The following is a 14,290-nucleotide window of genomic DNA, read 5'->3' as shown; positions in this document are numbered from 1 at the left end:
CTAAACTAAATTTCCACGTCGCGGTTACAGTCCTTCGAATAGATATAGCTGAAGGCTTCCCCGCGTCCAACGCCATAGCCCGCCTGCAGCGAGTACGCGCCCATAAAGATGTAATCGCCTTTTTTCACCGACACCCAGTTGTTATCGAGGTTATAAACCCCCTGGCCGGAAAGAATGTAGGCTCCGTGCTCCTGCACGTGCGTTTCGATATAGCCGTGGCTGGCACCTGGCGCAAACGACAGAATGTGCATGTTCATGTCAAAACCCAGCTCTTTAGGCAGGAAATCGAGCAGGATGACGTCGTTCATGCCTTCGTAATGGACTTGCTCCAGCTGGCTGGCATGGCCGCATACCCGATACGGCGCGTGACCCGCAGCCGGAATATAGCGGCGCTTATAGAGGAATAACTGACTGTCGGCAGCCTGCTGATTCTTAAAGGTCATCAACATATCCGGCGGGCAGTATAGATAGCCACCCTGTGTCAATGCAAAACGCTCGCCACCGGCTTCGACGCTAATGCTGCCTTCGATAACATAGAGGAACGTTTCGATTCCTTCGCCACCAAAGCCCGTCGTGTTGCCGCCATCCTGATGCAGGGTGACAAGGTAATCAACGAAGGTCGCCCCCAGCTTCGGCGTGGAGAGGATCGTGACGTCGCAACGTTCAAAGCCAGGAATGATGTTTTTCACCAGACCATCTGGCGTCAGCAGGGCATAGTTACCATGGCGGACGATGGAACGGCTGGCCAGTAAATCATCCCGGTAGCCGATAACGTTATTCAGATATCCCATTGTTACAGTTCCTTATAAGCCAATTGATAAAGCATCAGCGCCAGCGTTTTGACGCCCTCCGCCAGATCGGTCATGTGAGTACGTTCTGCCGGGTTATGGCTGATGCCTCCGATGCTGGGGATAAAAATCATGCAGGTCGGGACATGCGGGGCAAAAATTTGCGCATCATGGCCTGCACCGCTGTGCATGACGCGGTAGTTGAGGTTTTCTGATTTACACAGGGTGGTAAGCTGCGCCACCAGGGCGGCGTCCATCGGCACCGGGGCTTCGTCCATCCATAAGTCGATATCGATGTCGACATTTTCCTGCTGGCAAATCTGGCGCATATCCACTTCAAGGCGCTCGGTAAATTGCTGTAGCGCTAGAGCGTCAGTGTGACGGCAGTCGATGGTAAAAAGCGTTTTACCCGGCACGACGTTCACGGTATTGGGCTGCGGCTCGACCTTGCCGAAGGTCAGTACCAGCGGATCGCCCTCCGCCCGCGCTTTGGCGACAGATTCACTGCAGATGCGGCTAAAAGCGTGCACCGTATCGCGGCGATAGCTCATTGGCGTGCTGCCCGCGTGATTAGACTCACCGCTGAGCGTGACCGTATAACGGCGCTGGCCGACAATCGCATGCACCACGCCAATCGCCTGCTGGTGGGTTTCGAGGACTCGCCCCTGCTCAATATGCAGCTCGACAAAGGCTTTGATGTCCTTGCGTGCCGGGAGAGCCGCGACAGGCAGGGTAAAGCCGCAGGCGTGCATTGCCTCGACAAAGCCAATGCCTTGCGCGTCGCTGATATCACGCACGTCGGCAGGGTTGGCCTCGCCCATGATGTTTTTGCTGCCCCAGAACACATGCGGGAAGCGGCTGCCTTCTTCCTCCGCCATCGCCACCATTTCCAGGCTGCGCAGCGGTGGGCCATAGGTCTCTTTCAACCAGCGAATAGCCAGCCAGGCGGCCAGCGCCCCGAACTGACCGTCGAGATTGCCGCCGTTGACCACGCTATCAATATGCGAGCCGCTGAGGATCACCTCATCGGGATAGCGGGTGCCCGGCAGGCGGGCAAACAGATTTCCGACTGCGTCAAACCGGGTTTCCAGGCCGTCGTCGGCCATCCGCTGCCGGAATTGTTGCTGGGTCTCCAGCCACTGCGGCGAATAAAGTAAACGGGTTATTCCCCCACTCGGGTCGGCACCGAAAGTTGAAAGCCATGGCAGCGTGTCTTCTATCGCTTTGCGAAATATGTTATCCATATATTAAAACCTGTTATTACTGGGCAAACGGATTTTTCGTCTCATACGAGCGGGTATATATCGCGTCTGAAACCAGATAGTCATAAATATCATCAACAATCTCTATGCCATGGGTTGTTGATTCCTTTTCATAAAGATCTAAATTTTGTCCAGGGTAATACACCTGGTTAAATCCTGGTGCGGGCTGAATGGTATTTAATTCACGCATGGTTTGGCTTAAATGCTGACGGAACACTTCGCTGGAAGAGAAGAAGGCCGGGTTTATGACAATATGCAATTGGCCGAGATTACGTCCGTGGCTTAAATCGTCATACATTGAACTGACCTGCTTACCGAACGGTAATCCGAGCAAAATACCGGACAGTACGTCAATCATCATCATTAGCCCGTAACCTTTTGGCCCGGCGGCGGGCAGCAGCGCGTGGACGGCAAACGGATCAGTGGTAGGAGCGCCGTGGCTGTCGACGGCCCAGCTCGCGGGGATGGGTTCCTGACGCGAGCGGGCATCAAGAATTTTGCCCCACGCCTGCACGGTGGTCGCCATGTCAAAGGTCATGATATCGCCGTTTTCACCCGGCGCGGCGAAGGCCAGCGGGTTGGTGCCATAGTAAATCTCTGCCCCGCCAAACGGCACCACCATCGGATCGGACTGGCACAGCGAAATGCCGATCAGCCCCGCCCGGGCAGCCTGCTGCACGAAATAGGAGATAGCGCCGCTGTGGCCCATCCGGCTGATGCCGACCACAGCCACGCCTTTTTCCTGGGCCAGTTCGATGGCGTGCAGCATCCCCCGCTTGGCGGCAACCTGACCGGCAGCGTTATCCGCATGAAGCACGGCAGAACAGGGGCCGGTTTGTTCCATCTGGAAGACCGGTTTGCGGTTAGTGCCGCCTTTGGAAATGCGCTCGGCGTAATACTCCACGCGGACGGCGCCATGAGAATGGATACCCCGCGCATCCGCAAACACCAGTACTTCGGCAACGGTGGCGGCGTGGTCGCTATTAAGCCCTGCTTTGGTCAACTTCTGCTGAATAAGTTGAAAGAGTGTTTCCCGGCTGACTTTCATCGGTCTTCCTTTTTACGACGGTGGAGAGCTGAATAAGCGTCAACATACCGTGAAAATAAATCGAATATGTGATCCGGATTGATAAAGTCAGATAGTTAGAATTAATTTGATAATCCAGTTTATTTTTGTCGAAGCTTTTAATGAGTCGGGTGTTTAAAATTACGCAGGTAATGCCAAAGAGACTGTTCGAATAATTCGTGTAATAAATGGGGTGTGATGCCTGTCACCCTTAATCACGCTTTTGCTGTATAGCCTTGAGCCAAATTAACAGCGCCTGTGTATTTATGCACGGTGTAATTATTGGGGAGTGGTTATGATCCATGCCTTTATAAAAAAAGGGTGCTTTCAGGATTCGGTCAGCTTAATGATTATTTCTCGTAAATTAAGCGAATCAGAAAGTGTAGAGGACGTGTCGGTAATGATGGGCACGCCCGCCAATAAAGCCTTGCTGGAAACCACCGGTTTTTGGCATGACGATTTTCAGCAGGCGACGCCGAATGATATCTGCGTGGCGATTCGCACTCTGGCCGATGACGCGACGGTTACTCAGCAGATTGTTGAGCAACTCGATGCCGCGCTAGTAGCCCTGGCACAGGGGACGGGTAACGATCAGTCGCTGGTCCAGGTGAAACGCTGGGAAAGCGCCTGTCAGAAGCTGCCCCAGGCCAATTTACTGCTGATCTCCATTGCCGGTGAGTATGCCGCCGGGCTGGCGCATCAGGCGCTGGAAAGCGGCAAAAACGTGATGATATTTTCCGATAACGTCACGCTCGACGATGAAATTGCACTCAAAACGCGTGCCCGTGAACGCGGGCTGCTCGTGATGGGGCCAGATTGTGGCACCTCGATTTTGGCCGGGACGCCGCTGGCTTTCGCCAACGTCATGCCCAAGGGAAACATCGGCGTTATCGGTGCCTCCGGGACCGGTATCCAGGAGCTCACGTCGCAAATCGCCCTCGCCGGAGAAGGGATTACCCACGCCATCGGGCTGGGTGGGCGCGATCTCAGTGAGCAAGTGGGAGGCATCAGCGCTCTGACCGCACTGGAGATGCTGGCGAGCGATGCGCCAAGCCAGGTACTGGCCTTTGTGTCCAAACCTCCCGCAGACACCGTGCGCCATCGTGTCATTCAGGCGATGAAAGCCAGCGGGAAACCGGTGGTGGCGCTGTTCCTCGGCTATGTCTCTCCGGTTGCCCGCGATGAAAACGTCTGGTTTGCCGCCACCCTGGATGAGGCAGCCCGGCTGGCCTGTTTGCTTTCACGCGTTACGAGCCGCGTAGATACCTGCGCGCCGGCTGCCGGCGGTGTTTTGCGCGGACTGTACACTGGCGGCACCCTGGCGGCAGAAGCCGCGATGCTGCTGGCCAGCCATCTCGGGATCGAACCTGACCCGCTGCATCATCACGGCATGATGCTGGATGCACAAGGACATCAGGTTATCGACTTGGGCGATGATTTTTACACCGTGGGTCGCCCGCACCCGATGATCGACCCGTCCCTGCGCAACCAACTGGTCGCCGGCCTGGGACAGCAACCGGACGTCAGCGTTCTGATGCTCGATGTGGTACTCGGCTATGGCGCGACCGACTCCCCTGCCGGGCCGCTGGTGGAGGCCATCGCCAAAGCTCAGGCGGGACGCAGCGCGGCACATCCACTTCAGGTTATCGCCACCGTCACCGGCACCGAGCGCGATCCGCAGGTGCGTTCGATGCAAATTGCCATTCTGGAAGATGCCGGGATTGCGGTAGTCAATTCTCTGCCCGAAGCGACCTTGCTGGCGGTGGAATTATTGCGCCCACGTCCGGTTCACCTCGCAGAAAGTACTGCAGCGCTGCTGGAAGGCGTGGCGGTGATCAACGCCGGGCTGCGCAGTTTTGCTCTGGATTTACAGGCTGCCGACACCCCGGTGGTGCATTACTCATGGGTGCCCGTGGCGGGCGGCAATCAACAACTGGCGCGTTTATTAGAACGTTTGCAATAAGGGGTTCCAATGTTTACATCCGTGGCGCAAGCCAATGTCGCAGTAATCGAACGTATTCGTCAGGCGCGTCCTCACTGGCTCGACGTCAAACCCGCCGCCGCGCTTATCTCTGTGCTTAATCAGGGAAAAACGTTGCTGCACGCCGGGCCGCCAATGTGCTGGCAGGAGATGACCGGCCCGATGAAAGGGGCCTGCATTGGGGCCTGCCTGTTTGAAGGTTGGGCCGCCAATGAGCAAAGTGCGCTGGCGTTGCTTGAAAACGGGCAAGTCACGTTTATCCCTTGTCATCATGTCAACGCAGTGGGGCCGATGGGGGGCATCACCTCCGCCAGTATGCCGATGCTGGTGGTGGAGAACATTACCGACGGCAACCGTGCTTTTTGTAATCTAAACGAAGGGATCGGCAAAGTGATGCGCTTTGGCGCGTATGGCGAGGACGTTCAACAGCGGCTGCGTTGGATGCGCGACGTGCTGGGGCCGGTACTGAGTGCGGTGCTGGGCACCTTTGAACGTGGCATCGATCTGACCGCCATGATGGCGCAGGGCATCACCATGGGTGATGAATTCCATCAGCGCAATATCGCCACCTCGGCGCTGTTGATGCGCGTGCTGTCCCCGCAGATTGCCCGTCTGAATCATGATAAGCAGCAGATTGCCGAAGTCCTCGATTTCCTTAGCCTCACCGATCAGTTCTTCCTCAACGTGGCAATGGCTTACTGCAAAGCGGCGATGGACGCCGGGGCGCAGGTGCGGGCAGGCAGCATCGTGACCGCCATGACCCGCAACGGTAATCAGTTCGGCATTCGCGTTAGCGGTCTGGGCGAGCGTTGGTTTACCGCGCCGGTCAACACGCCGCAGGGATTGTTCTTCACCGGTTTCAGCCAGCAGCAGGCTAACCCGGATATGGGGGACAGCGCCATTACCGAAACCTTTGGTATTGGCGGCGCGGCGATGATTGCGGCCCCGGGGGTGACGCGTTTTGTCGGCGCCGGGGGCATGGAGGCGGCGAAGTCGGTTTCTGAGGAAATGGCGGAAATCTTCGTCGAGCGCAACATGCAACTGCAAATCCCCGGCTGGGATTTCCAGGGTGCTTGTCTGGGGCTGGACATCCGGCGAGTGGTGGAAACCGGGATCACGCCGTTGATCAATACCGGGATTGCTCACCAGGAGGCCGGGATTGGCCAGATTGGCGCGGGTACGGTCAGGGCACCGCTGGGCTGCTTCGAACAGGCGCTGCTGGCGCTGGCCGATGAGCTGGGCGTGAACTAAATGCGTCTTATTGCGCCGTTGATCGGCAGCCTGCAGGCCACGGATCCCGATCAGCGCTGGCGGCTGGCAGGCATCTGGCGGCGCAGTATCAATCTACAGAGTAGCGGCGGGGCGATGCTGACGCTGCATCGCATCGGCAGTGGGATTAGCCCTGCCGGATGGGTGCTACGTGCCGATGATTTTGATCGGTTGCGTCAGGCACTCGGACCGACTAGCCGGGTGGGGTCAGATGCGCATTCGCTCAGGCTGGGCGGCTATGCCATTTGCTCGCCGCAACGGCGTTGTTCGCTGCGCCTCGTGCCGCCCACTACGCCGTATCGTTTAGCGGCCAGCGAGATGCAGTGTGCGGCAGAAACCGGGTTGTTTGGTCCGTTATGGAAGGCGTCAATGCTGCCGTTGCCCAATGAGTTACGCCAGTTTGCGCATGCCTTTGGCGTGGCTCTGAACGGGCAAGCGATTGACTGGCGGGTGTGGCTGGGCAAAGGTCCCGGCCTCACGCCAAGCCATGACGATGCGCTGACCGGGATGTTGCTGGCGGCCTGGTACTTCGGTGCGCTGAACCTTTCACGCGCCGCGCCATTTTTTGCCGCGTCCAGTGCGCTGAACGAGGTGACGACTGCCGTGAGCGTCAATTATTTGCACTATGCGGCGATGGGCTGTTTTTCCTCACCGTTGCTGCATTTCGCCCATGCCCTGAGCCATCAACGACGCCTGGATGAAGCCATTGCCGCCGTGCTGGCGCTCGGGCATACCTCCGGGGCAGATACGCTGCTGGGGTTTTGGGCTGCACAACAGATTATCAAGGGAACACAATGAAAACTCTGGTGGTTGCCCTCGGCGGCAATGCATTACTTCAGCGCGGAGAAGCGCTAACCGTAGAAAATCAATATCGCAATATCGACAGCGCAGTGCCTGCCCTGGCACGGTTGGCAAAGCACTATCGACTGGCGATTGTGCACGGTAATGGCCCGCAGGTCGGGTTGTTGGCTCTGCAAAATCTCGCCTATCAGGAGAGTGTCGCGCCGTACCCGCTTGATGTACTGGTAGCAGAAAGCCAGGGCATGATTGGCTATATGCTGGCCCAACGCCTGAGTACTGAAGCAGACATGCCGCCGGTGACCACGGTGATGACGCGGATAGCGGTGGCGAAAGATGACCCGGCATTCAGCACTCCGGAGAAATTTATCGGCCCGGTGTATGCGCCTGAGCAGCAAACGCAGCTGGAAGCCTGTCACGGCTGGACCATGAAGCGCGATGGCAAGCATTTGCGCCGCGTGGTGCCGTCGCCGCTCCCGCAGCAGATCATGGATATCAACGCCATCGAGCTGCTGTTACAGGCCGGACACGTGGTCATTTGCAGCGGCGGTGGCGGTGTGCCAGTGCTGGAAAGCGGGGCAGGGGCGGAAGCGGTGATTGACAAAGACCTGGCGGCGGCACTGTTGGCTGAACGTATTCAGGCCGACGGGTTGGTTATCCTGACTGATGCGGATGCGGTGTATCAACACTGGGGCACGCCGCAACAACGGGCGATCCGCCAGGCCACGCCGCAGGAACTGGCCCCGTTTGCCAAAGCCGATGGCGCGATGGGGCCAAAAGTGGCCGCGGTCAGTGGGTACGTGACCCGTCTTGGAAAACCTGCGTGGATTGGCGCACTGTCGCGCATTGAGGAGACACTGGCCGGGCAGGCGGGAACCTGTATTAGCCTGGAGTGAGACTGTCGTTAATGTGCCCGGCAGCGTAACGCCACCGGGCAAGAGGATTACCGCAACTGAGACTGTGCCCAGGTAATTCCGCTGGCATATTCCGGGGGCAGCAGTGGAACCAGCGCTTCAAGAGTCGCGCTTAACCGATCGGTGTCGCTGTCATTGAGGTTCAAATGGCCGACCTTCCGGCCCGCACGCACCTCTTTCGCATACCAGTGCAGATGCACCAGTGGCAGCTTCAGCCAGTCCGTGTTCAGGTCCGTACCAATCAGATTGACCATCACCGACGGGCTGTTGATCACCGGCGGTGGCAGCGGCAGCTGAGTGATGGCACGCAGATGCAGTTCGAACTGGCTGATAGACGCGCCGTTTTGCGTCCAGTGCCCGCTGTTGTGCACGCGTGGGGCCAGTTCATTAATCAGCAGCCCAGCAGGGGTGATAAAGCACTCCATCGCCATCACGCCGACGTAGTTCAGCTCATTCATGATGGACGTGAGCATGGTTTCGGCCTGCGCCTGCTGCTCTGCATTAGCCTGCGGGAAGGCGACGCTGACGCGCAGAATACCGTCCTGATGCAGGTTGTGGGTCAGCGGATAGAACACCGTCGTACCGTCATGTGCTCTGGCACCGACCAGCGACACTTCGCCGCTGAAATTAATGCCTTGCTCAACGATGCACTCCCCGTAGCAGTCGTCCGGCAGCTGTTCGGTTTCGTGGCTGCGCAAGCGCCACTGACCACGCCCGTCATAACCGCCGGTGCGGCGCTTAACGATGGCCAGTTCGCCGAGATTCTCAAACACGCCGGGCCATTCGGTTTTCTCCGCCAGCAGCTGCCACGGCGCGGTGGCGAGACTCAGCTTGTCGAACAACTGTTTTTGCGTCAGGCGGTCGGCGATTATCGGAAAGACGTCGCGGTTAACGAACGCCGGATGACGCGCCAGTTCGCGGGTTAACGCGGTTTCCGGCCAGCGCTCAATTTCAGCCGTAATGACGCTTTGCTGAAACGGCACGGCTTCCGGATCGGCTTCTAGGCCGACCGGCCAGACGTCGATCCCCAACGGTTCACCGGCCTGGCGCAGCATGCGGCCTAACTGACCGTTGCCGAGGACGCAAACCTGTTTCATGCGTCACCCCGCGGGTCCGGATTCTCCAGAACCTCGTCGGTCTGCGCTTTACGCCAGTCCGCCAGGCGCTGATGCAATTCGCGGTCGTGCGTCGCAAGGATTTGTGCCGCCAGCAGGGCGGCGTTGGCGGCGCCTGCTTTGCCAATCGCCAGCGTTCCCACCGGAATACCGCGCGGCATCTGGACGATAGAGTAGAGGCTGTCCACGCCGCTCAGGGCCGCGGTCTGAACGGGCACGCCGAGCACCGGCACCAGAGTTTTCGCTGCAATCATTCCCGGCAAATGCGCTGCACCTCCTGCACCCGCAATAATCACCTGATAGCCGTTGTCTTCTGCCGTTTCGGCAAAACTGAACAGTTTGTCGGGCGTGCGATGGGCGGAGACGATTTCCACGTGGTGTGGAACATTCAGGGAATCAAAAATTTCGGCGGCAAACTGCATGGTAGCCCAGTCGCTTTTGGACCCCATCACGATGGCGACTCGCGCCGGATTGTTGCGGGAAGACATGCGTCTTAAAACTCCTGTGGGTGTGGAACACACTGCTTTGAAGGACACAGAGAATAGCATGGAAAAACGCCAAGGAAAACGGTTGCGCGGTTATGAAAGCGGCGAATACGGCGCCGATTTTTCTGTTCCTGTAAATCTGACCCATAACGCGGATATACTCTAAATAATTCGAGTTGCAGGCAGGCGGCAAGCCTGTGAGTCCCCAGGAGCTGACTAAAGTAAGTGACTGGGGTGAGCAGGTGTAGCCAACGCACATGCAACTTGAAGTATGACGAGTATAAATACGGTAAAGTCACGCGTGGACTTACCTGTTAGAAAATATCGACTGCGTCGTCATCCGACGTATTACGCAGCGCAGCATTTCATGAGGAGAAGGTATGCTGGCAATACTTCGCACCCCGGAGGGGAAAAAATTTCTGACCGCCGTTGCTATCGTTTTCATTATTGCGGTAACGGTGGTGTCCAAAGTCACGTTCCAGGGGGTTGAGGATCAATACAACCTGCCGATGGATCAGTGGAGCGTGTCGATGTACTTCATTCAGGGCGCATGGGCCACCATCTACAGCATTATGTTCACCATCATTGGCTCACTGCCGTTTGGTTTCTACTTCCTCGGCCCGAAAGACGATCGTGGTTAATTTGTTCGCTTGAGAAAAAGCAGTTCAGAAAGGGAAGGCGATCAATTCGACGTTATCGGTGGTCACTTTGATCATCGATCCTTCGCTGTGCCACGCGCCTAATACCACGCGAAAAGCGGGTTGTTCGTTCGCGGTGAGTTCGTGGACTGCCGGGCGATGCGTGTGCCCGTGTATGAGCCACTGCACCTGATGCTTTTCCATCACGTCGATCACCGCGTGGGCGTTGACGTCCATGATTTCCATCGATTTATGGCTGTTGGCATTTTTGCTGTCATCGCGCATTTTGGCGGCAATGCGACGACGGATAAACAGCGGCAGGGCCAGAAACAGCGTTTGCAGCCAGGGCTGATGCACTTTGGCGCGGAAGGCCAGATACCCGGGATCGTCGGTGCACAGCGTGTCGCCGTGCATTACCAATACCTTTCGGCCATACAGATCCAGACACTGTTCTTCGGGCAGTAACGTCATACCGCTCTCACGGGCAAAACGCTTGCCAAGCAGAAAGTCACGGTTGCCGTGGATGAAGAAACAGGGCACACCTGAATCGACCAGGGCTTTGATTTCTTTTGCTATTTCACGATTAAGGGGTTCAGGACTGTCATCGCCAATCCAGGCTTCAAACAGATCGCCAAGAATGTAAAGCGCGTCGGCGCTGCGGGCAACACCTCGTAAAAAACGCAGAAAACCGGCGGTGATCGCCGGTTCTTCTGTGTGCAGATGCAAATCTGCAATAAAGAGTGTCGCCACGAATTACTCGCTGACGGTCACGCTTGTCACAATAACGTCTTCTTTAGGAACGTCCTGGTGCATGCCGCTGCGGCCAGTTGCCACGGCTTTGATCTTATCAACAACGTCCATGCCTTCAGCCACTTCTGCGAATACGCAGTAACCCCAGCCTTGCAGGTTTTCGCCGGAGAAGTTCAGGAAGTCGTTATCAACGACGTTAATGAAGAACTGTGCGGTAGCAGAGTGTGGCGCCTGAGTACGGGCCATTGCCAGCGTACCACGGGTATTTTTCAGGCCGTTGTTCGCTTCGTTTTTGATCTGATCTTTGGTTTCTTTCTGATTCATGCCCGGCTCAAAGCCGCCGCCCTGGATCATAAAACCGTTGATAACACGGTGGAAAATGGTGTTGTCGTAGAAACCTTCGCGGCAGTAGTCCAGGAAGTTTTTAACTGTTTCAGGCGCTTTATCATCAAACGTTTTGATTACGATATCGCCGTGATTAGTGTGGAAAGTAACCATTTTTGCATCCTGTTCCGATATTGTGGTGCGAATACCCGCTGGCGGGTCACGTATAGGGGGTTGTTATAGCATAACCGCCGGGTTCGATCACCTTGCATTGCGTGCTGCTTCCGGATCGAATTACAGGTAGAATATCCGCTTTACGACCACACTCGTTTACATGGAATCTTCAATGTTAAAAATCTTTAATACACTGACGCGCCAAAAAGAGGAATTCAAACCTATTCATGCCGGGGGAATCGGCATGTACGTGTGTGGTATTACCGTTTACGATCTCTGTCATATCGGCCATGGCCGTACGTTTGTTGCCTTTGACGTGGTAGCGCGCTACCTGCGTTTTCTCGGCTACCAGCTGAAGTACGTGCGTAACATCACCGATATTGACGACAAAATCATCAAGCGTGCTAATGAAAACGGCGAAGATTTTGTGGCGCTGGTTGATCGCATGATTGTCGAAATGCACAACGATTTTGATGCGCTGAATATCCTGCGCCCGGACAACGAACCGCGTGCAACGCACCACATTCATGAAATAGTTGAAATAACCGAACGCCTGATCGAACGGGGTCATGCCTACGTGGCAGACAACGGCGACGTGATGTTCTCGGTGCCGAGCTGCCCAAACTACGGCCTGCTGTCGCGTCAGGATCTCGACAATCTTCAGGCCGGTGCCCGTGTTGACGTGGTTGACGTGAAGCGTAACCCAATGGACTTCGTGCTGTGGAAAATGTCCAAAGCCGACGAGCCAAGCTGGCCGTCACCGTGGGGCGACGGGCGTCCAGGCTGGCACATCGAATGTTCCGCCATGAACTGCAAGCAGCTCGGCTCCCATTTCGACATTCACGGCGGTGGCTCGGACCTGATGTTCCCGCACCATGAGAATGAAATCGCGCAGTCAACCTGTGCGCACGATGGCGAGTACGTCAACACCTGGATGCACTCCGGGATGGTGATGGTTGACCGCGAAAAAATGTCCAAATCGCTGGGCAACTTCTTCACCGTGCGTGACGTGCTGAAATATTACGACGCGGAAACCGTGCGTTATTTCCTGATGTCCGGCCACTATCGCAGCCAGCTGAACTACAGCGAAGATAACCTCAAGCAGGCACGTTCTGCGCTTGAGCGCCTGTACACCGCGCTGCGCGGCACCGATGCCAGCGTAGAGGCGGCGGGCGGCGACGCGTTCGAAACGCGTTTCCGTGACGCGATGGACGACGATTTCAACACCCCGGAAGCCTACTCCGTGCTGTTCGATATGGCGCGTGAAGTGAACCGTCTGAAGGGCGAAGATGTGGCTGCGGCGAACGCCATGGCGGCACATTTGCGTAAACTCTCTGCCGTGCTGGGCCTGTTGGCGCAGGATCCGGAAGAGTTCCTGCAGGGTGGCGCGCAGGCAGATGACGGCGAAGTGGCTGAAATCGAAGCGTTGATCAAACAGCGTCTGGACGCGCGTCAGTCAAAAGACTGGGCGGCGGCGGATGCGGCGCGTGACCGTTTGAACGAAATGGGTATCGTGCTGGAAGACGGCGCACAGGGGACAACCTGGCGTCGTAAATAACACGTTATCTGATTTAACTGCCCGGTGGCACTGCGCTGACCGGTCCTACAACGACAAACGTAGGCCCGTGCAAGCGTAGCGCCACCGGGTTTTTTTATGCTGATTCTCGGGCGATTAGCTGGCCTGACAGCGTGACTTTCTGCGTTTGTAACTCGGGTTCTTTGAGTTTACGGATGATCAGACTTGCCGCCTGTCGGCCCGTTTCTTCACTGGCGGAGGAGACAAAGGTGAACGACGGGGAGGTGAGATTGATGTGCAGCATATCTTCAAAGCCGATCAGCGCCACCTGCTGCGTCAGGAACACGTCTTTCCCGATGGTACGCCCGACCTGATGAATGCCATTGATACAGCCGATCATCGCGTCCGGAGAATGACACAGCAGGGCGGTGAGGGTGTTATTTTTCTCCAGCAATTGCCGGGTGGCGATGCTGGCCGCATGTGTATCATCGCTGCATGCCGGGGCCGAATCTTCTTTGTACACCATGCCATTTTGCACCAGCGTACTGCGAAAACCTTGCAGCCTCTGTTGGCGAATCAGGCACTCGTCCTGGCCGCCGATATAGCCAATGCTGCGGTGTCCGCGCTCAATCAGATAGCGGGTCGCGAGGCTCGCCGCCTGGCGGTTATCGCGCATCACCAGATTGCAGTTTTCTTCCATCAGCGACTGAGACACTACCACTAACGGTAAGGGACACGCGCGAATTTGCTCCGGCAGATGAGGGCGTTTGGTGTCGGATGCCAGATAAATCACGCCCGCTACGCCCTGTTGTTTGAACGACAGCAGGCAACGTTCGAGGCTGGCGTGGTCATCCTGTGGCTGACCGAGAAACACCATAAACCCTTGCTTCTCCAGCTCCTGAACCACGCTTGCCATTACTTTGATGGAAAAGCTGTCGCTGAAATCGCGCAGGATAAGGCCAATCAGATTGGAAGTATTGGAACGCAGGTTGGCGGCAGCGACGTTATGCACGTAACCAAGTTGGGCGATGGCGGCCTGAACTTTCTCAATGGTGGCGTCGGAAATTTTACCTTTCTGGCGCAGAACCAAAGAGACGGTGGAGACGGAAACGCCCGACTGTTTCGCCACATCGATAATGCTGACTTTTTTCAAACCTGCTCCCTGAAAAACTCGCCGCAATCAAACAGATAAAAAACGTCTCCCGCACGG

At 56.6% G+C, this 14,290-nt stretch carries 15 protein-coding genes; 7 read left to right on the top strand and 8 right to left on the bottom strand.

Going from position 1 to position 14,290, the window contains the following annotated elements; genetic code table 11:
• Positions 1-5 precede the first annotated feature (5 nt).
• Genes allE through allD form a run of 3 tightly spaced genes read right to left on the bottom strand, consistent with a single transcriptional unit; the run spans position 6 to position 3,098 of the window.
• Positions 6-791, bottom strand: a complete 786-nt coding sequence (gene allE, locus MUU47_RS21675; RefSeq protein ID WP_258990214.1) for a (S)-ureidoglycine aminohydrolase — start codon at positions 789-791, stop codon at positions 6-8.
• A gap of 2 nt (positions 792-793) precedes the next feature.
• The gene (allC, locus tag MUU47_RS21670; protein ID WP_258990213.1) at positions 794-2,032 is read right to left on the bottom strand and encodes an allantoate deiminase; all 1,239 of its coding nucleotides are present in this window, start codon (positions 2,030-2,032) and stop codon (positions 794-796) included.
• Between the two features lie 16 nt (positions 2,033-2,048).
• The gene (gene allD, locus MUU47_RS21665) at positions 2,049-3,098 is read right to left on the bottom strand and encodes an ureidoglycolate dehydrogenase (protein ID WP_258990212.1); all 1,050 of its coding nucleotides are present in this window, start codon (positions 3,096-3,098) and stop codon (positions 2,049-2,051) included.
• 313 nt (positions 3,099-3,411) lie between these two features.
• On the opposite strand from allD, the gene MUU47_RS21660 reads away from it, so the two are divergent.
• The 4 genes from MUU47_RS21660 to MUU47_RS21645 are packed head-to-tail and all read left to right on the top strand — an operon-like array spanning position 3,412 to position 8,060.
• Positions 3,412-5,079, top strand: coding sequence for an acyl-CoA synthetase FdrA (locus MUU47_RS21660; RefSeq protein ID WP_258990211.1), 1,668 nt, complete (start codon positions 3,412-3,414; stop codon positions 5,077-5,079).
• A 9-nt stretch (positions 5,080-5,088) separates the two neighbouring features.
• Positions 5,089-6,348 (top strand): YlbE family protein, encoded by a 1,260-nt coding sequence (locus MUU47_RS21655; RefSeq protein ID WP_258990210.1) that lies wholly within the window; start codon positions 5,089-5,091, stop codon positions 6,346-6,348.
• A complete protein-coding gene (locus MUU47_RS21650; protein ID WP_258990209.1) occupies positions 6,349-7,164 on the top strand; it encodes an oxamate carbamoyltransferase subunit AllH family protein in 816 nt (271 codons plus the stop codon).
• Entirely contained in the window at positions 7,161-8,060 is a 900-nt protein-coding gene (locus MUU47_RS21645) for a carbamate kinase (protein ID WP_258990207.1), read from the top strand. The genes MUU47_RS21650 and MUU47_RS21645 overlap by 4 nt, the downstream gene beginning before the upstream one ends.
• Before the next feature lie 47 nt (positions 8,061-8,107).
• On the opposite strand, the gene purK is transcribed toward MUU47_RS21645, so the two are convergent.
• On the bottom strand, positions 8,108-9,175 hold the full coding sequence (gene purK / locus MUU47_RS21640) for a 5-(carboxyamino)imidazole ribonucleotide synthase (protein WP_258990206.1): 1,068 nt from the start codon (positions 9,173-9,175) through the stop codon (positions 8,108-8,110).
• The gene (purE, locus tag MUU47_RS21635; RefSeq protein WP_258990204.1) at positions 9,172-9,681 is read right to left on the bottom strand and encodes a 5-(carboxyamino)imidazole ribonucleotide mutase; all 510 of its coding nucleotides are present in this window, start codon (positions 9,679-9,681) and stop codon (positions 9,172-9,174) included. Before purE ends, purK begins: the two co-directional genes overlap by 4 nt.
• Between purE and MUU47_RS21630 the strand changes: the two genes are divergently transcribed.
• Both MUU47_RS21630 and MUU47_RS21625 read left to right on the top strand, forming a co-directional pair.
• Positions 9,680-9,844 (top strand): hypothetical protein, encoded by a 165-nt coding sequence (locus tag MUU47_RS21630; protein WP_258990202.1) that lies wholly within the window; start codon positions 9,680-9,682, stop codon positions 9,842-9,844. The two genes, purE and MUU47_RS21630, sit on opposite strands and share 2 nt — an antisense overlap.
• 214 nt (positions 9,845-10,058) lie before the next feature.
• On the top strand, positions 10,059-10,319 hold the full coding sequence (locus MUU47_RS21625) for a DUF2534 family protein (protein ID WP_159752595.1): 261 nt from the start codon (positions 10,059-10,061) through the stop codon (positions 10,317-10,319).
• A 24-nt stretch (positions 10,320-10,343) separates the two neighbouring features.
• On the opposite strand, the gene lpxH is transcribed toward MUU47_RS21625, so the two are convergent.
• Entirely contained in the window at positions 10,344-11,066 is a 723-nt protein-coding gene (gene lpxH / locus MUU47_RS21620) for a UDP-2,3-diacylglucosamine diphosphatase (protein WP_258990201.1), read from the bottom strand.
• A gap of 3 nt (positions 11,067-11,069) precedes the next feature.
• Positions 11,070-11,564 (bottom strand): peptidylprolyl isomerase B, encoded by a 495-nt coding sequence (ppiB, locus tag MUU47_RS21615; protein ID WP_110511279.1) that lies wholly within the window; start codon positions 11,562-11,564, stop codon positions 11,070-11,072.
• A 172-nt stretch (positions 11,565-11,736) separates the two neighbouring features.
• Here ppiB and cysS point away from each other — a divergent pair, with 172 nt between their 5' ends.
• Positions 11,737-13,122, top strand: a complete 1,386-nt coding sequence (cysS, locus tag MUU47_RS21610) for a cysteine--tRNA ligase (protein WP_258990200.1) — start codon at positions 11,737-11,739, stop codon at positions 13,120-13,122.
• Between the two features lie 94 nt (positions 13,123-13,216).
• Here cysS and malI read toward each other — a convergent pair whose 3' ends face one another.
• A complete protein-coding gene (malI, locus tag MUU47_RS21605; RefSeq protein WP_258990199.1) occupies positions 13,217-14,233 on the bottom strand; it encodes a Mal regulon transcriptional regulator MalI in 1,017 nt (338 codons plus the stop codon).
• Positions 14,234-14,290: the final 57 nt, after the last annotated feature.

It is taken from the genome of Scandinavium hiltneri (assembly GCF_024764835.1).
GTDB classification, from domain to species: Bacteria; Pseudomonadota; Gammaproteobacteria; order Enterobacterales; family Enterobacteriaceae; genus Scandinavium; species Scandinavium hiltneri.
Note: the sequence above shows the minus strand (reverse complement) of the source record. Positions and strands in the feature narration are given on the sequence as shown.